Here is a 22259-nt window from a genome sequence, read left to right as displayed (position 1 = left end):
TCGCCCTCGCCCTGTGTGACGCTCCACGACGGCCGTGGGTTCCCGAAGAGGGGACTTCACCCCTGGGGCCTGGCGCGCCGGCGGGCGTAGAGGCGGCCGATGGGCTCGGCGCTCACGCCGTGCAGCACGATGCTGACCATGACGGTGATCACCATCACCCGGGAGATGAAGTCACCGCCTCCGGCGGCGGGCAGCTGGATCGCGGCGAGGAGGCCGAAGACCACCGAGGTCACACCTCTGGGCCCCATCCACCCCAGGAAGAGCCGGTCGGTCGGGGACAGATCCGTTCCGATCAGCGCGAGCATCACCGGCACCGTGCGCACCAGGGTGACGGCGAGGAGGGCGTAGAGGATGACGGAGAGGTGGAAGCCGTCCCAGAACTCGTCGTTGACGATCTGGCCGAAGAGGAACCACAGGGCGAGCGTCAGCAGGGTGACCAGGTCGTCGGTCATCACCACCGCGTCCTTCGGCAGATGCCGCATCACGGGTGCGATGCAGACCCCTGCGACGAAGGAGGCGACGAAGCCGTTGCCGTCCAGGAACGAGGAGAGGGTGTACGCGGCGACGGGCACGCTCAGCACCGCGAGCCTCGTCGCGGCAGGCTGCGTCCAGCCCCTGGCCCAGGACCGGCGCAGCAGCCACCCGGCCAGATAGCCGACGAGCGAGCCGGCCCCGACGGCCCAGCCCGCCGCCCCGACGGCGTCGAGGACGGCCTCGGCGTAGTCGTCGCTCTCCGTGTGGGACTCGACGGCGGCGGCGACGCAGAGCAGGAACACCGGGGAGACGATTCCGTCGTTCAAGCCGCCTTCGACGTTGAGGACTTCCCGCAGGCGTGCCGGGATGCGCTTGTCCCGCACCACGGCCGCGGTGGGCGCCAGGTCGAGCGGGACGACGACGGTCGCCAGCGCCGCGAGCACCCATCCGGGCTGGTCGGGGAAGAAGGCGAGCGCGGTCAGGAAGGCGGCGGCCAGGGTGAGCGGCAGCGCGCCGCCCAGGAGGCGGGCGACGACGTTCCTCTCCCGGCGGATGACTCCCTCGGGAACCTCGGTCGCGTCCACGAAGAGCAGGAGGGCGAGGACGACCTCCACCGCATGCTCGAAGCCCTCCATGTCGCCGAAGTCGAAGACGAGCGGCGGGTCCGAGCCGCTGGTGAGGGCGATGCCCGCCACCATCATGGCGATCGGTGCGGTGATGCTCCATCGCGCGAGCCGGTGCGACAGGACGCACCAGGTGAAGAGAATGCCCGCGATGATGGTGACGGCAAGCAAGAGCATCCGCGCTTTCGAAGGGGCCCTCGGACAGCCGCAGCGTACGGCGGATGTCCCGCCGACCCGTACGAGCACGCCGACGCGGGGCCGGCCACACCCCCGAGCGGCCGCCTCCACGCCCGGCCCGGCTGCGCGGGGCGGGGTTCGCTCAGGTCGTCGTCGCCACAGGCCGCGTCAGCGAGATTCGATCCCGCATCGAGTTCGTGTTCGGAAAGCTTTCGCGGCGGAACTGTCAGGGTCCTCTGAGGGGCGGGGGCCCCGGTCCTTCGGTACGTTTCCGGTATGGCGACAGATGTCGATGTATTTCTTCGTCGTCTGGCTCAGGAGCTCAGGCCACGGGCGAACCAGTCGGCCGACGTGCTGCTGCGACGGATACGCAGCGAGCTTCCCGAGCTGTGGGAGTACGAGGACGTCGCCTCCGTGGCCCTGGAGGAAACGACCGGGCACGTCACCATGTTTCTGGATGTCCTGGAGAACGGCCTCGACGTGGCCCGGGCCAGGACACCTTCCGCTGCCCTGGAGGTCGCCGGCAGGTTCGCCCGGAGCGGGGTACCGGTCAGCAAGCTCCTGCGCGCCTACCGGCTCGGCCACGTCGCCCTGTTGCAGCTGGCGCAGGAGACGGCCACCCGTCTCACCGACGACTGGGAGCTGATCAACGCCGCCTGGACCAGACTGATGTCGATGGGTTTCGAGTACGTCGACCAAGGCTCCGAGCAAGTCGTCGCCGCCTACCAGGCAGAGCACGACCGGCTGCTCCAGCGCCGGCTCATCCTGACCAACGAGGCGAGCACGCGGATCGGGACCACGCTCGACACCGCCCGTACCTGTCAGGAACTGGCGGACGTCGGTACCGAGGGCTTCGCCGACCTCGTCGCCGTGGACCTCCTCGACTCCGTCCTCCGCGACGAGTCCGCGTATCCGTCACCGGACGCTCCGGTGCTGTGCCGCATCGCCCAGCGGTCCGTCCTCGACGGCTGCCCGGACTCCGCTGTCGCCACAGGTGACCGGCACACCTACCCGCCGGGATCGCACCCGGCGCGCGCGCTGGCCGACAGGCAGTCCCTCCTGCACCGCATCGCCGCCTCCGACGTCCCCGTGTGGCTGGCACCGTCCGAGGACCAGAGAGACGCCCTGCGCGTCCATGGCTTCCACTCGGTGCTGCTGGTGCCCCTGCACGCGCGGGGACACACCCTGGGCCTCGCCGAGTTCTTCCGCCATCGCACCGTGGCCCCCTTCGACGACGACGATCTCCTCCTGGCTCAGGAGATCGCCTCCAGGGCGGCGGTGTACATCGACAACGCCCGCCGGTACACCCACGAGCGTTCGACCGCCCTCACCCTCCAGCGCAGCCTGCTGCCGCAGCGCGCGGTGGAACAGTCGGCCGTGGAGACGGCCTCCCGCTACCTGCCCAGCGGATCCCGCGCGGGTGTGGGCGGTGACTGGTACGACGTCATTCCGCTGTCCGGAGCCCGCGTCGCCCTCGTCGTGGGCGATGTCGTCGGCCGCGGCCTCCACGCCGCCGCCACCATGGGCCGCCTGCGCACGGCCGTCCGCGCCTTCGCCGACATCGATCTGATGCCCGACGAACTGCTCACGCATCTGGACGACGTGGTCATCCGGCTTCAGCGCGAGGAGGCGCAGGAGGCGGGCGAGACCAGCGCCACCTGCCTGTACGCGGTCTACGACCCCGTCTCGCGGCTGTGCTCCCTGGCCAGCGCCGGACATGTGCTACCGGCCGTGGTGACTCCCCCGACCTCCGGCGCCGAGGCCCCGGCCTCCCGCGCCGTCGCCTTCCCGGACATGCCGATCGGTCCGCCCCTCGGCCTGGGCGGACTCCCCTTCGAAACCACCCAGTTCGAACTGCCGGAGGGCAGTCTTCTGGCTCTGTACACCGACGGCCTCATCGCGAGCCGTACGCGTGACGTGGACACCGCGCGCACGATGCTGTGCGACATCCTCGCCGAGGCGTCGGAGTCGGCGTCGAAGTCGGCGGAGTCCGTGGAGTCGCCGGAGTCGCCGGACGAGATCTGCGACCGTGTACTGGCCGCGCTGTTGCCCAGCCACCCTTCCGACGACGTCGCCCTTCTGGTGGCGCGAACGCGGGCGCTCGACCCCGGCCAGGTGGCCACGCTGGACATCCCGCCCGACCCCGCGGCCGTCGCCGAGGCCCGCGGCTTCGCAGCCGAGAAGCTGACCGCGTGGGGGCTGGACGAGCTGTCCTTCGTCACGGAACTCGTCGTCAGCGAACTGGTGACCAACGCGATCCGCTACGGCAAGGGCCCCGTCAAGCTGCGGCTGATCCTCCAGTCCACGCTCACCTGCGAGGTATCCGACGCCAGCAGCACCGCTCCGCACCTGCGCCGTGCCCGGACCTTCGACGAGGGCGGGCGCGGCCTGCTGCTGGTCGCCCAGCTCACGGAGCGCTGGGGCGCGCGGCACAACCGCGAGGGAAAGGTCATCTGGGCGGAACAGGCCCTCCCCGCGAAGGAGAGCACCGGGGACCTCGTGTGACGGCCCGCCTGCGCGCGCCGGTGCGGCGCACGCAGGCGGACTGTCTCAGAAGCGTCTCAAGGGCGGACTGCCCGGAGGCCGCTGCCGTCAGATGATGCCCTGGGCGGTCATGGCCTGAGCCACCCTCAGGAACCCGGCCACATTGGCGCCGAGCACGTAGTCCTCGGAGTTGCCGCCGTACGCCTCGGCGGTGGCGCGGCACTGGGTGTGGACGTCGCGCATGACCATGGCGAGCCGGGACTCGGTCTGCTCGAAGGTCCAGCTGTCGCGGGCCGCGTTCTGCTGCATCTCGAGCGCCGAGGTGGCCACGCCGCCCGCGTTCGCGGCCTTCCCGGGGCCGAAGAGGACCCCGGCCTCGCGGAACACCTTCACCGCCTCGGGGGTACAGGGCATGTTCGCGCCCTCGGCGACGGCGAGCACCCCGTTCTTGACCAGGGCCACGGCGTCGTCACGGCCCAGCTCGTTCTGGGTCGCGCAGGGCAGGGCGATGTCGCACGGCACGTCGTACACCGTGCCGCGGGCCGAGAACCGCGCGGTCGGCTTCGCCTCCGCGTAGGCGGAGATCCGGGCGCGGCGCACCTCCTTGACGTCCTTGAGCAGCTCCAGGTCGATGCCTTCCTCGTCGACGAGGTATCCGGAGGAGTCGCTGCAGGCCACCACCCGGCCGCCCAGAGCCCGCACCTTCTCCGCCGCGTACACGGCCACGTTCCCGGATCCGGAGACCACGACCCGGCGCCCGTCGAAGCCGTGGCCGCGCGTGGCGAGCATCTCCTGGGCGAAGTAGACCGCGCCGTAGCCGGTGGCCTCGGTGCGGACGTGAGAGCCGCCCCAGCCGACCGGCTTGCCGGTGAGGACGCCGGACTCGTAGCGGTTGGTGATCCGCTTGTACTGGCCGAAGAGGTAGCCGATCTCCCGCCCGCCCACGCCGATGTCTCCGGCGGGAACGTCGGTGTGCTCGCCCAGGTGGCGGTGGAGTTCGGTCATGAAGGACTGGCAGAACCGCATGATCTCGGCGTCCGAGCGGGCCTTGGGGTCGAAGTCGGAGCCGCCCTTGCCGCCGCCGATCGCCATCCCGGTCAGCGCGTTCTTGAAGATCTGCTCGAATCCGAGGAACTTCACGATGCCGAGGTTGACGCTCGGGTGGAAGCGCAGCCCTCCCTTGTACGGCCCGAGGGCGCTGTTGAACTCCACCCGGAAGCCTCGGTTCACGTGCACGGCGCCCTGGTCGTCGACCCAGGGAACGCGGAAGATGAGCTGCCGCTCCGGCTCGCAGAGCCTTTCCAGGAGCCCGGTGTCGACGTACTCGGGGTGCCGCTCGACCGCCGGTGCCAGGGAGTCGAGGACCTCGGCCGCCGCCTGGTGGAACTCCGCCTCGCCGGGGTTACGCCGGCAGACTTCCGTGTAGACGGCTTCCATGTGCGCGCTGACGTTCATGCCCGTGTCTCGCTTTCTCCGAAAGTTCCGTTGCCCGGGGGCGACGTCACACAGTTCTCGTCGGACCTTAGCCCGCGCGGGTGTTGAGATGATCCGCGATCCGATCGACCACCCGGACAACGCGCAGTGTCGGAGCCTTGAGGAGTGAGGGAGCGAACCGCGGCCGCTCCCGCCCTACCGCGGCGAGGTCGTCGTGGATCTCCCCGCCGGCGAGCCGGTCGGCGAGCAGTGTGGAAGCGGCGTGGGGAGAGGGTGCTCAGGGAGCTGAGGGTCGCCCGCGGGCGCACCCGTCAGCCGTCCGGCGTTGCGCGCGGCCGCGTCCGTGGCCCGCCGCCTTCCGGACGCGCCGGACGGGGCGCGGGGATAGCGTGGAAGTACAGCGACCGTCAGGTGACGCCATGCCCGAGAAGACCTACGACGCCATCGTGGTCGGAGCGCGCTGCGCCGGTGCGCCGACCGCGATGCTGCTGGCACGACGGGGCCACCGGGTCCTCCTGCTGGACCGGGCCCATTTCCCGAGCGACACCGTCTCCACGCATCTGATCCATCCGCCGGGCCTGGCGGCGCTGGACCGCTGGGGCCTGCTGGGCCGGGTGACCGCCGGCGACCTGCCGATGATCACCACGTACTCCTTCGACCTCGGGCCGCTCACCCTGGCCGGTTCCCCGGCCGGGTACGGGTTCTCCGGCTCGTACGCGCCGCGCCGCACGGTCCTGGACAAGATCCTCGTGGATGCCGCCGTGGAGGCGGGCGCCGAGCTACGCGAGGGGTTCTCCGTCGAGGAACTGGTGAACGGGGGCGAAAGCGCGGACGACACCGTGACCGGGATCCGGGGACGCGAACACGACAGCCCCCGGGTGACGGAGCACGCCCGGCTGGTGATCGGCGCGGACGGCGCCCACTCGCTCGTCGCGCGCAGCGTCGGAGCCGCCTCGTACGCCGAGAAGCCGAAGCTGCAGGCCAGCTACTACACCTACTGGTCGGGGCTCGGCTTCGACAGGTTCGAGGCGTTCCTGCGGCCCAACCGAGGGTTCGCCGGCTGGCCCACCCACGACGGCCTGACCCTGCTCATCTGCGGCTGGCCCATGAGCGAATTCGAGGCGAACCGGACCGACTCCGAGGGCGAGTACCTGGCCACCGTCGCCCTGGCGCCCTCCCTGGCCGAACGGATCGCGTCGGCCACCCGAGTGGAACGCTTCGTCGGGACCGCGGTCCCGAACTACTTCCGCACACCGTACGGACCGGGCTGGGCCCTGGTGGGGGACGCCGGCTACCTCAAGGACTTCATCACCGCTCAGGGCATCCAGGACGCCTTCCAGGACGCGGAACTGTGCGCCCGGGCCGTCGACGAGGCCCTCACCGGACAGCGCCCCTTCGAGGAGGCCATGCGGGACTACCAGGAGGCCCGCGACGGCCGCGTCCGCGAGATGTACGAGTTCACCGCCGACTTCGCCCGCCTCGAGCCGCCGACTCCGGAGATGCAGCGGATGTTCGGCGCCATCGCCGGGCGGCAGGAGACCATGGACGGCTTTGCCCGGGTTGTCGCCGGGGTGACCTCTCCCTCGGAGTTCTTCTCCGACCCGTCCCTGACACCCGCCGCGGGCTGAGCCGTTCTCACCGCGCGCGCTGGACCTCGCCCGACACCGGCGGTCGGCGGCACAGGAGCGCCGCACGGAGATCGAGTTTGTGGTCGAGGCGTGAGAGGTCCCGTCCGGTGAGGGCCTCGATGCGCTGGATCCGGTAGTGGACCGTGTTCACGTGCACGTTGAGGGTCTCGGCCGTCCGCGCCCAGGAGCAGTTGAGGCCGAGGAACACCTCCAGGGTCTCCAGGAGGACGCGGTGGGAGGCGCTGGTGCTGTCCAGAAGCGGGCCCAGGGTCGTGGTGGTGTACACGGCTTTGACATCCGCGGGGACCCCGGCCAACAGCGCTTCGACGGTGGACAGTTCCTCCATGCCCCTGACCCGCGTCCGCCCCTCGGCTCCGGACCCGGCGGCGGCGGAGGCGTAGCGTGCCTGGTCGAGGGCTCGCCGCAGACCGTCGGCGTGCGGTACGGGCGCGCTGACGCCGACGCGCGGCGCGACCGCCCCCTGCGGATGGCAGGCGGCGAGGAGGGGCCAGATCTCCGCCAGTCGGCCGCTGGTCCCGTCGTCCGCGGTGGCTTCGAGGACACCAATGGCTTCGCCACCGCGGCCCGTACCGACCGCGAAGGCGGAAGGAAGGTGGCTCAGTGCCTCGGTGAGCGCGTCGGCCGCGGTCGCGCCGCCGTCGGCGTCGTCGGTCGAGGCGACCAGTACGCGGTACCGCGTGTCCCGGGACGGAAGGCCGCAGGTGCGCAGTGCGCCGTCCACGGCGGTGGTGTCGGGTGCGGGCGTGTCGATCAGACGGACGAGCGCGTCGGCCGTCTCTCGCCGCGCCCTCTGCCGGCGGTCGTGGTGGTCCCGGTACTGGGCCATGACCTCGGCGATCTCGTGCAGGACGCGCGGCGGGGTCTCGGCGGGAGCCGGGAGGTAGAGGTGCCAGGCGTCGTACGGAGTGCCGCCCGTCCCGGCCCGCAGGGTCGTGCCCGTCGTGTCGTGGAGGCTGCTCGCGGCCTGGTGGGCCGTCAGTTCGGGGGCGGAGGCGGTCCGCGCGACGGTGCGGCCACTGCTGGTCAGCAGATGGCAGGGGGGTGTTCCGAGGTGCGCGAAGGCGCGGTCCAGGAGCTCCGCCGGTGTGGGCCCTCGTTCGAGCACGCGGCTCAGGTCGTTGCGCACGTTCTCCGGAAGGGCGTGGTGGAGGGTGGGGCGGCGGCTGAGATCGCCCCACTGCCGCAGGTACACGGCCTCGGTCACGGCCCGGAAGGTCGTCCGCGACGGCACCGCGAGCAGCGGGATCCGGTGCGCCTCGCAGGCGGCGACGAGATCGGCGGGGACCGTGCCGTGCGTCTCCTCGCCGGCCAGCAGCGCGGCGGCGCCGGCGGAGCGCAGTGCGGCGACGAACCGGTCGGTCCTGGCGCGGCTGTCGTCCTGGTTCCACCACACGAGCCCGCTCAGGACGATCTCGCCCGGCTGGAGGAAGCGGGTGGGGTCCTCCAGGTCGGTGGCTGTCACTCCGCTGATCTCGTGACCGAGAAGGCCCTCGTCGCCCCAGACCAGGGCGAGGCGAAGGCTGTCCAGTTGGAGGAGGTGTCCGACATGCATGCGCTGCCTCCCTGCGCGAACCAGGTCGATCCGAGTACCTCACATTCACAAGGCGAGAATGTGTTCCTGCATCGTAAATGCTAAGGCGATTCAGGAAAATGCCTCTTGGTTGATCAACCAATCCCCGGCGTGTCCGGATGGTGCTTTCCGTGTGCGCAACCAGTCGTTTACGCCCCACCGCGCGGGTTTCACTGGCGGGAAGCAAGTGGCCGAAAGGGCATGGGGAGACATGGATCTGAACACGGTGCTCGACGTACGCGACGCTCGCCGTCGCGAGACCTGGCGGCCGGGGGACGCCTGGCTCGGCGGCGGTACCTATCTCTTCTCGGAGCCGCAGCCGCACATCCGCCGGCTGATCGACCTGAGCCGCATGGGCTGGGAACCGCTCGTACGGCATCCGGACGGGTCCTTGGAGATAGCGGCCACCTGCACGGTCGCACGGCTGTACCGGTACGCCCGTACGCTCCCGGCCCCCGCGGCATTCCTCGTCGAGCAGTCATGCCGGGCGTTTCTCGCCTCGTTCAAGATCTGGAACATGGCGACGGTCGGCGGCAACCTGTGCAACGGCCTGCCGGCCGGGCCGATGATCTCGCTGACGGCGGGACTCGACGGCGAATGCCTGCTGCTGGGCCAGGGCGGTTCACTGCGCCGCAGTAAGGTGACGGACTTCGTCACGGGCGCCGGGCGCAAGGACCTCGCCGAGGGCGAACTGCTGCGGTCGATCACGATTCCGGCCGACGCCCTGAACTGCCGGACGGCGTTCCGCCAGGCGTCGCTCTACGGGCTTGGGCGCTCCGGAGCGCTGGTCATCGGCACGCTCGACCCACGGGACGGATCGCTGGCCGTCACCGTCACCGCCGCCACGACCAGGCCGTTCCGCTTCTGGTTTCCGCTCCCCCCGACCGCGCAGGCCCTCCGGAGTTCGATCGACTCGGCCGTCGCCGATCAGGAATGGTTCGACGACATCCACGGGCTGCCCGAGTGGCGGCGGCACATGGCCCTTCGCTTCGCGGAGGAGATCCGCCGCGAACTCACCCAGGAGTCGGCACGATGAGCTTCCGTGTCCAGGTCAACCAGGAACCCTTCGACGACGAGCCGCGCGCCGGCCAGTGCCTGCGTACGTATCTGCGCGAGCGCGGCTGGTTCGGGGTGAAGAAGGGCTGCGACGCCGGGGACTGCGGCGCCTGCACCGTGCATGTGGACGGCGAGCCCGTACACAGCTGCGTCTATCCGGCGGTACGGGCCGAGGGCCGGTCGGTCACCACCGTCGAGGGCCTCGCCGAGGAGGGCGGCGAACTCCACCCGGTGCAGCAGCGGTTCCTCGACGCCCAGGGCTTCCAGTGCGGCTTCTGCACCGCCGGCTTCCTGATGACCACCGCCGCCCTCCAGGCCGAGGAGGGCACCGAGCACGACGACGGCAAGCTCGACGACCTGCCGCGCGCCTTCAAGGGCAACGTCTGCCGCTGCACCGGCTACCGCGCCATCGAGGACGCCGTACGCGGGGTGAAGCACACCGAACGCCCCTGTGCGGGAAAGGCCGTGGGCAGGAGCCTCGGCGCACCGGCCGGCCCCCAGGTGGTGACCGGCACCGCCCGCTACACCTTCGACGTCGAGGTGCCCGGGCTGCTCCACATGAAGCTGCTGCGCTCCCCGCACCCGCACGCCCGGATCGTCTCCATCGACACCTCCGAGGCGCTCCGGGTCCCGGGCGTGCAGGCCGTCCTCACCCACCACGACGCCCCCGACCGGCTGTACTCCTCCGCCCGTCACGAGCACCCGACCGAGGACCCGGAGGACACCCGCGTCCTGGACGATGTCGTCCGCTTCGTCGGCCAGCGCGTGGCGGCCGTCGTCGCCGACAGCGAGCAGGCGGCCGAGGAGGGCTGCCGCCGGGTGGTCGTCACGTACGAGGAACTGCCGTACGTCATCGACCCGGAGGAGGCCATGCTCCCGGGCGCCCCGGTCATCCACGCCAAGGGCCCGGAGTCGCGGATCGCCCGTCCCGAGAGCAACGTGTGCGGCGAGGTGCACGGCACGATCGGGAACATGGCGGAGGGCTACGCGGAGGCCGACGTCCTCTACGAGGAGACGTATCTGACCCAGCGCGTGCAGCACGCCAGCCTGGAGACCCACGGCAGCGTCGCGTACTTCGAGCCCAAGGAGGACGGCGAGGGCGAGCGCATCACCGTCCGCTCCTCCACGCAGGCGCCTTTCCTGACCCGGCGGGCGCTGTGCGCCCTCTACGACCTGAACGAGGACGAGGTCCGCGTCGTCGCGGGCCGCGTGGGCGGCGGGTTCGGCGGCAAGCAGGAGATGCTCACCGAGGACATCGTGGTCCTCGCCGCGCTGAAGCTGCGGCGCCCGGTGAAACTCGAGTTCACCCGGGCCGAGCAGTTCCACGGTGCCACCACCCGCCACCCCTTCAAGATCACCATCAAGGTGGGCGCCAAGGCCGACGGCACCCTCACCGCGCTGCGCATCCGCGTGCTTTCGAACACCGGCGCCTACGGCAACCACGGCCCGGCCGTCATGTTCCACAGCGTCGGCGAGTCCTTCGCCGTCTACAAGGCGCCGAACAAGGAGGTGGAGGCGTACTCCGTCTACACCAATGGCGTACCGGCGGGCGCGTTCCGCGGCTACGGCCTGGGACAGGTCCTCTTCGCCCTCGAATCGGTGATGGACGAGCTCGCCGTGCGGCTCGGCATGGACCCGCTCGTCCTGCGCGAGAAGAACGTCATCGGCGCCGGCGACCCCATGGTGACCCCGATCGGTCACGAGGAGGACCTCTTCATCGCCTCGTACGGGATGAAGCAGTGCATGGACGTGGTCCGCGAGGCGATCGCCGAGGACCGCAGCCACGAGGACGTCCCCGAGGGCTGGCTCACCGGGACGGGCACGGCGGTCGCGATGATCGCGACCGGCCCGCCGGGCGGCCACTTCGCCGATGCCCGGGTCAGCCTGCTGCGCGACGGCACGTACGACATCGCGGTGGGCACGGCGGAGTTCGGCAACGGCACGACCACCGTCCACAAGCAGATCACCGCGGGCGCGCTGAACACCACGGTCGACCGGATCGTGGTCCGCCAGTCGGACACGGACGTGGTCCGCCACGACACCGGCGCGTTCGGCTCGGCCGGCACGGTGGTGGCGGGCAAGGCCGTGATGCTGGCGGCCGACTCGCTCGCTGAGCGCCTGCGGACCTTCGCGGCCCGGCACACGGGCGTGGCGCGGCACCTGTGCAGGCTGGAGGCCGAGGCCCTCGACTGCGCGGGCCGGATCGTCAGCCTGAAGGAGCTGTACGAGGCCGCCTACGACAAGGGCAGGCTGGAGGAGCTGGCGGCAGACGGGCACTGGGGCGGCTCGCCGCGCTCGGTCGCCTTCAACGCGCAGTGGTTCCGGCTGGCCGTCGACCCGGACACCGGCGAGATGAGGATCCTGCGCAGCGTCCACGCGGCGGACGCGGGCAAGGTCATGAACCCGATGCAGTGCCGCGGCCAGGTCGAGGGCGGCGTCGCCCAGGCGCTCGGGGCGACGCTCTTCGAGACCGTGCGGGTGGACGAGCGCGGCGAGGTGACGACGGCCGCCTTCCGTCGCTACCGGCTCCCCCAGTACGCCGATGTGCCCCGCACGGAGGTCCACTTCATGGAGACGTCCGACGCGATCGGCCCGCTCGGGGCCAAGTCGATGAGCGAGAGCCCGTTCAACCCGGTCGCACCCGCGTTCGCGAACGCCCTGCGGGACGCCACCGGCATCCGGTTCACCGAGCTGCCCGTCACCCGTGACCGCGTCTGGCGCGCACTCGACCGTCACCGGGCGCGGAGCGCTGCGCCGTGCACGTCGTCGGACGATGGAACGGAATAGCCCAAGGCGCTCTTCGTACCTTGCTCACAAATGCGAGGCGATACGGGCAGATTCGGGAGCAGGTGTGGTTCCGCAACAGCTGGACGGGTATCACTGGCGTCAGCCGCCGCACCGACCGTCCGAAGGGGAGCCCCATGAGCAGCGTCACCGCGCCGCCCCGAACCGACCCCGTCCGCACGGGCCGCTTCACCATCCACGGGGAGGTGGCCCGCCCGCTCACCCTGAGCGTCGCGGACCTGCGGCGCCGCTGGGGTCAGCACGAGGCGACGGTGACGTTCGACTGCGCGACCAGCGGCCCGCAGGAGCACCACTTCCGCGGCCCGCTCCTGCGGGAGGTGCTGGAAGCGGTGGAGCCGTCGTTCGATCCCCGCCGCCGCAAGGAGCGCGCCAGGTTCCTGGTGGCGTTCACCGGCGGGGACGGACACCACGCCGTGCTCGCGTGGGCGGAGTTCGACACCGATTTCGGGGCGCTCCCGATCCTGCTCGCCACCCGCATGGACGGGACGGAGCTCGACGAGGCGGGCTGTCAGCTGGTCGTGCCGTCCGACCACTGCGGCGCCCGGTACATCAGCGCCGTCACCAGCGTCTGGATCGGCACGTGCCGCGTACCGGACGCGACGTCCTGAGACGCGGCTGTCGCCCCCGCACGTGCCGACGTGCGGGGCACGGTTCGGCTTCGGATCCGTCAGACGCCGGCAAAGCCTCCTAGGGTGGCGCCCATGCAGTCCTACACCATCGGGCAGGCGGCGCGTCTGCTCGGCGTCAGCCCCGACACCGCCCGCCGCTGGGCCGACGCCGGCCGGGTCGCCACCCATCGCGACGACAGCGGGCGCCGTCTCATCGACGGCCGCGACCTGGCCGCCTTCTCCATCGAGGTCGGCCAGGGCGGAAGCGGCGACGAGGACGCCTCGTACACCTCGGCGCGCAACGCCTTCCCCGGCATCGTCACCGCGGTCAAGCTCGGTGACGTCGCCGCGCAGGTGGAGATCCAGGCGGGTCCCCACCGGCTGGTGTCCCTGTTGACCAGGGAGGCCGTCGAGGAGCTGGGACTCGAGGTCGGCATGCAGGCCACCGCCCGCGTGAAGTCGACCAGCGTGCACATCGACCGCACCTGACCCCGTCAGTACACGTCACGGCCGTAGCGCTGGTCGGCGGCGAGCTGCTTCACATACGCGGCGGCCTCGTCCTCGCCCAGCCCGCCCTGGGTGATGGCGATCTCGCGCAGGGCGCGGTCGACGTCCTTGGCCATCCGGCTCGCGTCGCCGCAGACGTAGAAGTGAGCGCCGTCCTGGAGCCAGGACCACAGGTGGGCACCGTGCTCGCGCATCCTGTCCTGGACGTAGATCTTGGCCCGCTGATCGCGGGAGAAGGCCAGATCGAGGCGGCTCAGCGTGCCCTGCCGGTGGAACTCCGCCAGCTCCCGCCGGTAGTAGAAGTCGGTGGCCTGGTGCTGTTCGCCGAAGAAGAGCCAGTTGGCGCCGTGGTGGCCGAGGGCCCGGCGCTGTTCCAGGAAGCCCATGAACGGGGCTATTCCGGTGCCCGGGCCCACCATGATCGCGGGCGTGGCCGGGTCCGCCGGCGGGCGGAAGTGCGCCGAGCGCTGGACGAACAGGGGTACCTCGCCACCGGGTTCGGCATCGGCGAGGAAGGTCGACGCGACTCCCTTGCGCCGCCGGCCCGACAACCCCTCGTAGCGCAGCACCGAGACGGTGAGGCCGACCTCGCGCGGGTCGGCGAGGGGGCTGGAGGAGATCGAGTAGAGCCGCGGCTGCAGCCGCTTGAGCCGTTCCGTCCACTCCTGGGCGCTGAGCCGGACCGGGAACTCGGCGATGACGTCGACGGCCTGCCGACCCCACGTCCACCGCGCGAGGCCGTCCTTGTTGTCCGGGCGCGTCAACTGCCTGAGCACCCGGTCGCCGGTGCGTTCGGTGGCCAGCCGCAGCAGGTCGGCCGTGATGCGGGTGATGTCCAGATGGCGGTGGAGGGCCTGCGCGAACGGCATCGGCTCCGAGCCCGGCAGCACGACCTCGGCGTCCGGGGACAGACCGGTGACGGCAAGCCACTCCGCCACCAGCTCAGGACAGTTGACCGGCCAGACGCCGAGGGCGTCGCCCGCCTCGTACTCCACCCCGCTCTCGCCCAGGTCGAAGGTGAACCGGCGGACCTCCTTGCCCGCTCCGGGCAGGCTGAGCAGCCGGTTGCCGGACAGCCGGGCGGGATACGGGTCGGCCTTGCTCGGCTGCGGCGCGGGCGTCGCCCGCTCCACGACGGCGATCGACGCCGCGACCACCGGCTCCGCGGGGGTCGCGAGGGCGTGGATCACCCGGTCGAGCCACTGCCCGGCGGGCTCGTCGTAGTCCGGCTCGCAGTCGACGCGTGGCAGGAGGCGTACGGCTCCGAGCTCGGCGAGGCGCTCGTCGAGGCGGCGGCCGTGGCCGCAGAAGTCGTCGTAGGCGGAGTCGCCGAAGGCGAGCACCGCGTACCGGACGTCCCGCAGGGGTGCCGCGTCGGCGGCGCTCAGGGCCTGCCAGAAGCCGGACCCGTTGTCCGGGGCGTCGCCGTCTCCGAACGTGCTCGTGACCACCAGCACGTCCGTGCCGGACGACAGAGCCGCGGGAGCGTGGTCCGCCATGCTGTGGACGGCCACCGGGCGGCCTGCGTCGGCAAGGCGCCCGCCGATGGTGGTGGCGTACGCCTCCGCGTTGCCCGTCTGGGACGCCCACAGGACGACGGTCCGCCGGGTGCGCGCGCCCGCGGTGGTGGTCGGCGCCTGATCCCCCGGCAGCACCGTCGACGATCCCGGAGACCGGGAGAACACTCCGGCCAGGAGTCCCTCGACCCACAGGGCGTTCGGCGGCTCGAACGGGGCGTCGGCGGGGAGCGTCGGCACGGCCGTGCCGGGCGGGGCGGCGGCGACTCCGGCCAGGAATCCGGCCAGGTAGCGGCGCTCGTGGTCCGCGAGGTCCGGAGGAGTCAGGTCGGTCAGACCGAGCAGACCGGCGATGGCGGAGAGCGGTGACGCCGCCGAGGCCGTCTCCGTGTGCGCCAGGGTCGTCACGGCCCCTTGCGCATGCCCTTCGGTCGCGGCGTCCTGCCGACCGCCGGTGATCGGCCGGGCGGCTTCCGGGCCCGGCGCGGGGCGCGGTGCCGTCGTCTTGGTCAGGGTCACCGCGCAGGCCTTGAACTCGGGTTGGAAGGAGAGCGGATCGACGGCGTCGTTGGTGACGGCGTTGACGCTGAGGTACTCGCCGAACAGGTCGTTCCAGTGGAACGGCGCGAAGCAGTCGCCGGGCCGGACCCTGTCGGTGACGACCGCGGGCAGCACCGCCCGGCCGCGCCGCGAGGCCACCTCGACGCCGTCGCCGTCCACGATGCCGAGTGCGCCGGCGTCCTGAGGGTGGAGTTCGACGAAGGGGCCGGGGTCGAGCTTGTTGAGTTTCGCGATCCTTCCGGTCCTGGTCATGGTGTGCCACTGGTGCTGCAGACGCCCGGTGTTGAGGACGAAGGGGTAGTCGTCGTCCGGGAGTTCGGCGGCGGGCAGGTGCGGGCGGGCGAAGAACGACGCCCGCCCGGACGCGGTCGGGAAGACCAGACGGGGCCGGCTGCCGTCCGGGCGCTCGACCAGGGGCCGGCTGACGCCGTCGTTCACGTAACGGATCGGATTGCGGTCCGGCCCGTCCACGGTCGCCGCGGGCCACTGCACCGGAGCACGGCGCAGCCGCTCGTAGGTGACACCGCGCAGATCCCATCCGGTCGCGGGGTTCCAGGCCCGCCGGAGCTCCTCGAAGACCTCCTCCGCGGACGCGTAGGTGAACGCGTCGGCGAAGCCCATCTCGCAGGCGACACGGGCGATGAGCTGCCAGTCCGGCAGCGCCTGCCCGGGCGGATCGACGGCGCCCTGGACGAGGGTGAGGTTGCGCTCGGAGTTGATCATCACCCCGTCGGACTCCGCCCAGAGGGTGGCGGGGAGCGAGATGTCGGCGTACGCGTTGGTCTCGGTCTCGGCGAACACGTCCTGGGTGATGACCAGTTCGGCCGACTCCAGGGCCTCGATCACGGTGCGCCGGTTGGCGACCGAGGCGACCGGGTTCGTGCAGATGATCCAGCATGCCTTGATCTCTCCGGCCGCCATCTGCTCGAACATCTCGACGGTGCCGCGGCCGGCCTCGGTGCGCAGGGTGCCCTCCGGCACTCCCCAGAGGTCCTCGACGTAACGGCGTTCCTCCTCGACCAGCACCGACCGCTGTCCCGGCAGGCCCGGCCCCATGTAACCCATCTCGCGGCCGCCCATGGCGTTCGGCTGGCCGGTGAGGGAGAACGGGCCGCTGCCGGGGCGGCAGATCGCGCCGGTGGCCAGGTGCAGGTTGACGAGGGCGTTGGTGTTCCAGGTTCCGTGGGTGGACTGGTTGAGTCCCATGGTCCAGCAGCTCGTCCACTCCCCGGCCGCGCCGATCCACTGCGCGGCCCGCCGGATGTCGGCCTCCGGTATGCCGGTGATCTCGGCGACCTTCGCGGGCGGGTAGTCCGCGAGGAAGCCGGGCATCTCCTCCCAGCCCTCGGTGTACTCGGCGATGAAGTCCGGGTCGGTCCGGCCGCCTTCGACCAGAAGGTGCAGCAGGCCGTTGAGCAGAGCGAGGTCGGTGCCCGGACGGATCCGCAGGAACAGGTCGGCCTTGTCCGCGGTGGCGTTGCGCCGGGGGTCGACCACGATCAGCTTGGCTCCGGCGGACTTGACGCGGTCCATCATCCTCAGGAAGAGGATCGGATGGCAGTCGGCCATGTTGGCGCCGATGACGAGGAAGACGTCCGCCCGATCGAAGTCCTCGTACGAGCCGGGCGGACCGTCGGCGCCCAGCGACAGCTTGTAGCCGGTTCCGGCGCTCGCCATGCACAGGCGGGAGTTGGACTCGATCCGGCTGGTCCGTATGAACCCCTTGGCCAGCTTGTTGGCCAGGTACTGCGCCTCCAGCGACATCTGGCCGGAGACGTAGAGGGCGAGTGCGTCGGGGCCGTGTGCGTCGAGGATCGCCCGAAGGGCCGTGGCGGTCCGGGTGACGGCCGCATCCACGTCCACGGCCTCGGGCTCGGCGCCCCGGTCGGCGCGGATCCGCGCCGTGGTCAGCCGGCCGGGAGCGGCCAGCATGTCCGCGTGGGTCGCGCCCTTGGTGCACAGCCGTCCGCCGTTGGCCGGATGCTGCTTGTCGCCGGAGGCCTTGGCGACCGTACGTCGGCCGTCGGCGCCCTCGGCGATGTCCAGCACGATCCCGCAGCCGACGCCGCAGTACGAGCAGACCGTCCGCACCCTCTCGCTCGCAGCCTTCGTCTCCGCCACAGGAACGCTCCCTCAGATCGTCGATCGACGGCCCCGGCGCGGAGCCGCCTCGACAACCCGCGGGTCGGGCCCGTGGCAGCCAACCTTATGAAGCCCCTGTTGCCCGACCGTGACCGGCTGCGCCCCGACGGCGTTACACGGCCCGCACCGGAGGCGATCAGGAGCTGTGAGCCCCCCGCCGGGGAACTCCCGCATGATCGCCGGATGGCCTCGGGGACCGTACGGGCGTATTCCGGGGGCGCCGAAGTTCCGGACTCTTGCGACGGGCTACTCCCCGGAACGAGCCCGACTCGTATTCCTCGCACGTCTCGAATGCGGGAATTCCCTCCGCGCGCCCGAGACGTTTCGCCCCAAGGGAACGTACGGGCAGCTCGGGCCGCGGAGGGATTCTTCGTCGCAGAGCTGATGCCTCGTCAATCGCTCACGCATTCAGAGTATTTTGCTGACCCGCCCGAGGCGATTGAGGCCGCCATACCCACCTATTTCGTTAGCCTGGCGTTTGTCGAATCTGATGGTGTGCAAAGCGCGGCCATACCGACGGCCAAAGAACCGGCAGGGCCGAATGCGCCCGAAAGCGCGGAAGAAACGGGGCTTCCCCGACCCCTGGCCACAGGTGGCACGCATGGCCAACGTGCCACCGCCACCGGTGCCTTCGGCCGGACCACGTGCAGCAGTGAACTCCCCACCTCCGCAGCGCCCACAGCCTCTGAAGGAGCCCCGTGAACAACCCCCACCTCCTCCGCCGCACCGCCCGGGTCGCGGCGGCGACCGCCGTGACCCTCGCGGCCCTCGGTGTCACCTCCCCGGCGGTGCCGGCGGCGGCGCACATCCCGCACGACCTCCGGAGCATCGCGCTGCACGGCTCCGATCCCGCCCAGCGCGCACTGCCGGCTCGGCGCACGGCACCGTTCAGCATGGTCGGCGTCACCTGGGCGGACTCACGGGCCGAGCTCCGCGGCACGGCGCAGGTCCGTACCCGCGACATCGTCACCGGTGTCTGGTCGGGCTGGCGCGAGCTGGAACTCGATGTGCGGACGCCCGAGGTCGGCACGGACACCGAGGCCGCCGGGTCGCGCGCGGGAACGCAGCCGCTGTGGACGGGGCCGTCCGACGGTGTGCAGGTCAGGGTGACGGGCCGGGACGGGGCGGGGTCGGAGCTGCCCACCGGACTGCGGGTGGAGCTGGTGGACCCGGAGCGCGACGCGGCCGCCACGACGTCGTACGCGGGCGCGGCCGTGACCGTGGCCGCCGCGTCGGAGCCCGCCGTCGTCCCGCGCTCGGGGTGGGGCGCGGACGAGTCGCTGGTCCTGAGCCCGGCGAAGTACACGTCGGACACGAAGGTGATGTTCACGCACCACACGGCTGGCACCAACGACTACGCGTGCGCGCAGTCCGCGGACATCATCCGCGCGATCTTCCTCTACCACGTGCAGGGCCAGGGCTGGAACGACATCGGCTACCACTTCCTGGTCGACAAGTGCGGCACCGTCTTCGAGGGCCGCGCGGGCGGCATCGACGAGCCGATCGTCGGCGCGCAGACCTACGGCCTCAACACGGACACCGCCGGTGTCGCCGTCATCGGCAACTACAACGAGGTACCCACCCCGCAGCCCGTCCTCCGGGCCGTCGCTGGCCTGGCCGCCTGGAAGCTCGGCCTCGCCGGCTACGGCGCCACCGGCACGGCCGAGCTGACCTCGACCGTCGACAACGGGAAGTTCGCGAAGGGCCAGAAGGTCGTCCTGAACCGAATCTCCGGCCACCGCGACGGCTATCCGACCGAGTGCCCGGGCAACAACCTGTACGCCGATCTGACCGCCATCCGCGCACTCGCCGCGGCGGCGCAGGCGGACTGAGAAGCCGGCGCGCCGGAGAACCGGGCGCGGCAGTGGCGACGAGCGGTCGAGGGGTCGCTCGCCGCCGCGGGGTCCGATGCGCCCTCCGTCGCACCCCCTTCCACGACGGGGGGGCGCACAGGGGCGCAAGGACGCAACTGCCGTGCTTCAAAGGGCTCGTGGCCTGCGCCGCAAGCCACGGTGACCTTCGATTCCCCTCTGCTAGCCTCGTGGCCCACCACGACGGAGTGACGCGAGGGGGAGCGGTATGGGGCGGCGGCTTCGAGGGGGGCGTGGAGCGTGAGCGGTCAGAGGATTCCCGAGCGGCTGCTGCACGATGCCGTGATCATCGTGCCCGGCATCATGGGGAGTGCGCTCAAGGATGTCGAGAGCGGTAAGCAACTGTGGGGCGTCCGGCGGCTCTTCGAGTACACCGCGCGCATGCACGCCCGGCGGCTGCGCGAGCTCGCCGTCTCGGACGAGGAGCGCACGGGGCGTACGGGGCGGGTCGAGCCGACCGGCGTGCTGAACATCGCCGAGTCGATGCCCGGGCTCGGCCAGGCACAGCCCTACAACCACCTGGTCAGCGAGTTACGCCACGAGGCCTTGCACCGCAGCGCGGTGCTCGCGTTCCCGTACGACTGGCGGCTCTCGGTCGAACACAACGGGGGGCTGCTCGCGACCGCGGCCCGTCGGCACCTCGAAGCCTGGCGTGAGCACGCCGCCCACCGCCACTACCTCGGCGGCCATCCCGAGGCCGGACCGGCCCGTATCGTCTTCGTCGCCCACTCCATGGGCGGGCTCCTCGTGCGTGAACTTCTCCACCGCGGCGATCTCCGGCCCGACATCCGCGCGGTCATGACCGTCGGCACCCCCTTCAGCGGTTCCGTGAAGGCGGCCGTCATGCTCAACTCCGGCAAGGGCGCGCCGCTTCCGCTGCCCCGTACCACCCTGCGGGACGCCACCCGGACGATGCCCGGGGTGTACGACCTGCTCCCGTCCTACCGGGCGCTCGACCTGGGCCTCGACTCGCGGGTGCCGACCGCCGACGACCTCGTGGCGCTGGGCGGCCGGCGCGAGCTTGTCGAGGAGACCCTGCGGTGGCGGCAGAGCAGGCAGGGCATCACCCTGCCCGAGCACAGCATGGTGGTCGGCCTCGGCAAGCGCACGCCGCAGAGCTACCGCATGGAGGCGGACGCCGTCGTCGGCCAGGACTCGATCCTCGAACGGGATCCGGCCGACGACCGTGTCCTGTTCCACCCCGATGGCCGGCCCCGGCGCGAGAACCGCGAGGGCGACGGCACGGTGTACCAGTTCGCCGCGCATCTTCCTGGCACCCGCGAGAAGGCCATCTCGGTCTACCAGGAGCACGGCGCCCTCGCCCGTAGTCGCACCGTCGTCGATCTGGCGCGCGGGATGCTGCGCGGGCTGCGTCATCCCGACGAGCTCGGGGCCATGCTCGGGAACGGCACGTTCGATCTGGACGTACCGGAATGGGTCGAGCCCGGGTCCCCGATCACCATCGAGGTGTCCGGCTGGGACGGCGTCTTCGACCTCCACTGCACCGCCAGGGAGGTCAGCGGGCTCGACGAGGTCCTGTACCCGGAGTTGAAGCCGGTGCCCGGGCAGGACGGGAGGCTGGCGGCGACCTGTGTGGCCACCAGGCCGGGGCTGTACGAGATCGAGGTGGTGGGCGGCAGCGAGCCGGTGACACGGCTCGTGCTCGTGGTGGCATCGGAGCGGCACCTCTGACGCCATGGCCTCGGAATTCGACGACATGGAGGCCGATGTCGCGGACTCGTTCGACGTACATCTGATTCCGGTGGGGCCGGTGGCCGGCCTCCCGGACGAGGACACGGTCGGCGAGGCCGAGCGGACCGCTGCCGTGCTGCGGCGCATGGGCGGGGAGACCATAGCCCCCGTCTTCGCCGGCCGCGCGGTGGAGTCCCTGACCGACGCCGACGAGGCGCTCGCGCACTGGGCCGGGGAGCGTCGTGGCGACGACGAGTCCCGACCGTCCGCGCTGCTGTGGTTCGGCCACGGCCGCGCGGCGACGTTGGGTGCCGTGCTGCTCGTACCGGGCTCCAAGGAGCGCGGCGACGCCCGGGTGACTCCGGAGATGGTCGCGCACTACGTCCACGCCGAGCAGCGCAGGCGCGAGCAGGACGAGAGCCACTGGGCGATGGTGATGGTGGAGGCATGCAACTCGGAGAACTTCGCGCATGACGTGGCCCGCATGTTCAACGGCTCCAAGCAGCCGCGGACGCGCTCGTTGCTGCTGATAGCCACCGGAAAGCCGGAGGCGCAGGGCTATCTCGGCACGTTCCGCAAGGTTCTGGAGCGGTACCTGGACACGAAGACCTCGCTCGACGAGGTCTTCACCCTCCGCGACCTGCAGGGCCACTTCATGCGCCACCGTGTCCACGCCGAGCTCGTCGGCGGCGAGACGAGCGCCGAGCTCCGGCTCGTCCTGCGCGACAGGGTTCCGCTCGCCGGCGCGACCACGGTGGCCGACCTGCGCCGGCAGCAGCACCGCTTCGACGAGGCGCCCGACGCACCGCCACTCATGCCGGCTCCGGACAAGGTGGGGTTCCTCGAAGTGGTCCACGACTTCACCGGCCGGGCAGCGGACCTGCGGACCGTCGCCTCGTGGTGCGCCGACCCCGCCGCGGCCTCCGTACTGGCCGTCACGGGCGCGCCCGGCGCCGGCAAGTCGGCGCTGCTCGGCGAGACGCTGCGGCGGTGGTCCCACCGTCGCGGGGAGGAACAGGACATCGGGCCCGCCCCGCGGATCGTGGCGGGGCGGGCGGGGGCGCGGTCCGCGCCCCCCCCCGCCCGGCC

At 71.5% G+C, this 22259-nt stretch carries 12 protein-coding genes and 1 pseudogene; 9 read left to right on the top strand and 4 right to left on the bottom strand.

Features of this window, described 5'->3' with window-relative positions:
- Window positions 1–56: 56 nt before the first annotated feature.
- Window positions 57–1274, bottom strand: a complete 1218-nt coding sequence (locus ACFVZW_RS23790; protein WP_384524599.1) for a cation:proton antiporter — start codon at window positions 1272–1274, stop codon at window positions 57–59.
- A 276-nt stretch (window positions 1275–1550) separates the two neighbouring features.
- Between ACFVZW_RS23790 and ACFVZW_RS23785 the strand changes: the two genes are divergently transcribed.
- A complete protein-coding gene (locus ACFVZW_RS23785) occupies window positions 1551–3779 on the top strand; it encodes a SpoIIE family protein phosphatase (protein ID WP_384524596.1) in 2229 nt (742 codons plus the stop codon).
- A gap of 87 nt (window positions 3780–3866) precedes the next feature.
- Here the strand turns inward: ACFVZW_RS23785 and gdhA are convergent, their stop codons facing one another.
- Window positions 3867–5213, bottom strand: coding sequence for an NADP-specific glutamate dehydrogenase (gene gdhA / locus ACFVZW_RS23780; RefSeq protein ID WP_384524593.1), 1347 nt, complete (start codon window positions 5211–5213; stop codon window positions 3867–3869).
- 398 nt (window positions 5214–5611) lie between these two features.
- Here gdhA and ACFVZW_RS23775 point away from each other — a divergent pair, with 398 nt between their 5' ends.
- Window positions 5612–6820 carry an NAD(P)/FAD-dependent oxidoreductase gene (locus ACFVZW_RS23775; protein WP_384524590.1) on the top strand — a complete coding sequence of 403 codons (1209 nt, stop codon included), beginning with the start codon at window positions 5612–5614 and terminating at the stop codon, window positions 6818–6820.
- 7 nt (window positions 6821–6827) lie between these two features.
- Here the strand turns inward: ACFVZW_RS23775 and ACFVZW_RS23770 are convergent, their stop codons facing one another.
- On the bottom strand, window positions 6828–8393 hold the full coding sequence (locus tag ACFVZW_RS23770; RefSeq protein ID WP_384524587.1) for a PucR family transcriptional regulator: 1566 nt from the start codon (window positions 8391–8393) through the stop codon (window positions 6828–6830).
- 229 nt (window positions 8394–8622) lie between these two features.
- Between ACFVZW_RS23770 and ACFVZW_RS23765 the strand changes: the two genes are divergently transcribed.
- The 4 genes from ACFVZW_RS23765 (at window position 8623) to ACFVZW_RS23750 (ending at window position 13369) form a co-directional block, all read left to right on the top strand.
- On the top strand, window positions 8623–9447 hold the full coding sequence (locus ACFVZW_RS23765) for an FAD binding domain-containing protein (protein ID WP_384524584.1): 825 nt from the start codon (window positions 8623–8625) through the stop codon (window positions 9445–9447).
- Window positions 9444–12254: a molybdopterin-dependent oxidoreductase gene (locus tag ACFVZW_RS23760; protein ID WP_384524581.1), complete on the top strand. Its 2811-nt coding sequence runs from the start codon at window positions 9444–9446 to the stop codon at window positions 12252–12254. The genes ACFVZW_RS23765 and ACFVZW_RS23760 overlap by 4 nt, the downstream gene beginning before the upstream one ends.
- 134 nt (window positions 12255–12388) lie before the next feature.
- A complete protein-coding gene (locus ACFVZW_RS23755; RefSeq protein ID WP_384524578.1) occupies window positions 12389–12880 on the top strand; it encodes a molybdopterin-dependent oxidoreductase in 492 nt (163 codons plus the stop codon).
- A gap of 93 nt (window positions 12881–12973) precedes the next feature.
- Window positions 12974–13369: a molybdopterin-binding protein gene (locus ACFVZW_RS23750; RefSeq protein WP_384524575.1), complete on the top strand. Its 396-nt coding sequence runs from the start codon at window positions 12974–12976 to the stop codon at window positions 13367–13369.
- A gap of 5 nt (window positions 13370–13374) precedes the next feature.
- Here ACFVZW_RS23750 and ACFVZW_RS23745 read toward each other — a convergent pair whose 3' ends face one another.
- Complete coding sequence (locus ACFVZW_RS23745; RefSeq protein ID WP_384524572.1) at window positions 13375–17586, bottom strand: molybdopterin-dependent oxidoreductase; 4212 nt, start codon at window positions 17584–17586, stop codon at window positions 13375–13377.
- A 719-nt stretch (window positions 17587–18305) separates the two neighbouring features.
- On the opposite strand from ACFVZW_RS23745, the gene ACFVZW_RS23740 reads away from it, so the two are divergent.
- From ACFVZW_RS23740 to ACFVZW_RS23730, 3 genes and pseudogenes are all read left to right on the top strand, one after another.
- Window positions 18306–19439 (top strand): N-acetylmuramoyl-L-alanine amidase, encoded by a 1134-nt coding sequence (locus ACFVZW_RS23740; RefSeq protein WP_384524569.1) that lies wholly within the window; start codon window positions 18306–18308, stop codon window positions 19437–19439.
- 279 nt (window positions 19440–19718) lie between these two features.
- Window positions 19719–21170 (top strand): hypothetical protein, encoded by a 1452-nt coding sequence (locus ACFVZW_RS23735; protein WP_384524566.1) that lies wholly within the window; start codon window positions 19719–19721, stop codon window positions 21168–21170.
- Window positions 21171–21174: 4 nt separating this feature from the next.
- Window positions 21175–22259 (top strand): annotated as a pseudogene (locus ACFVZW_RS23730) (hypothetical protein); the annotation flags it as partial.

Source organism: Streptomyces sp. NPDC059567, from assembly GCF_042735655.1.
GTDB lineage: Bacteria > Actinomycetota > Actinomycetes > Streptomycetales > Streptomycetaceae > Streptomyces.
The sequence above is the reverse complement of the archived record's forward strand: the minus strand, read 5'-3'. Positions and strand labels throughout refer to the sequence as shown.

Excerpts from the sequence above, each read along its gene's own strand:
- ACFVZW_RS23790 (WP_384524599.1), bottom strand. The coding sequence starts at position 1,274 with ATGCTCTTGCTTGCCGTCACCATCATCGCGGGCATTCTCTTCACCTGG.
- ACFVZW_RS23785 (WP_384524596.1), top strand. The coding sequence starts at position 1,551 with ATGGCGACAGATGTCGATGTATTTCTTCGTCGTCTGGCTCAGGAGCTC.
- gdhA (WP_384524593.1), bottom strand. The coding sequence starts at position 5,213 with ATGAACGTCAGCGCGCACATGGAAGCCGTCTACACGGAAGTCTGCCGG.
- ACFVZW_RS23775 (WP_384524590.1), top strand. The coding sequence starts at position 5,612 with ATGCCCGAGAAGACCTACGACGCCATCGTGGTCGGAGCGCGCTGCGCC.
- ACFVZW_RS23770 (WP_384524587.1), bottom strand. The coding sequence starts at position 8,393 with ATGCATGTCGGACACCTCCTCCAACTGGACAGCCTTCGCCTCGCCCTG.
- ACFVZW_RS23765 (WP_384524584.1), top strand. The coding sequence starts at position 8,623 with ATGGATCTGAACACGGTGCTCGACGTACGCGACGCTCGCCGTCGCGAG.
- ACFVZW_RS23760 (WP_384524581.1), top strand. The coding sequence starts at position 9,444 with ATGAGCTTCCGTGTCCAGGTCAACCAGGAACCCTTCGACGACGAGCCG.
- ACFVZW_RS23755 (WP_384524578.1), top strand. The coding sequence starts at position 12,389 with ATGAGCAGCGTCACCGCGCCGCCCCGAACCGACCCCGTCCGCACGGGC.
- ACFVZW_RS23750 (WP_384524575.1), top strand. The coding sequence starts at position 12,974 with ATGCAGTCCTACACCATCGGGCAGGCGGCGCGTCTGCTCGGCGTCAGC.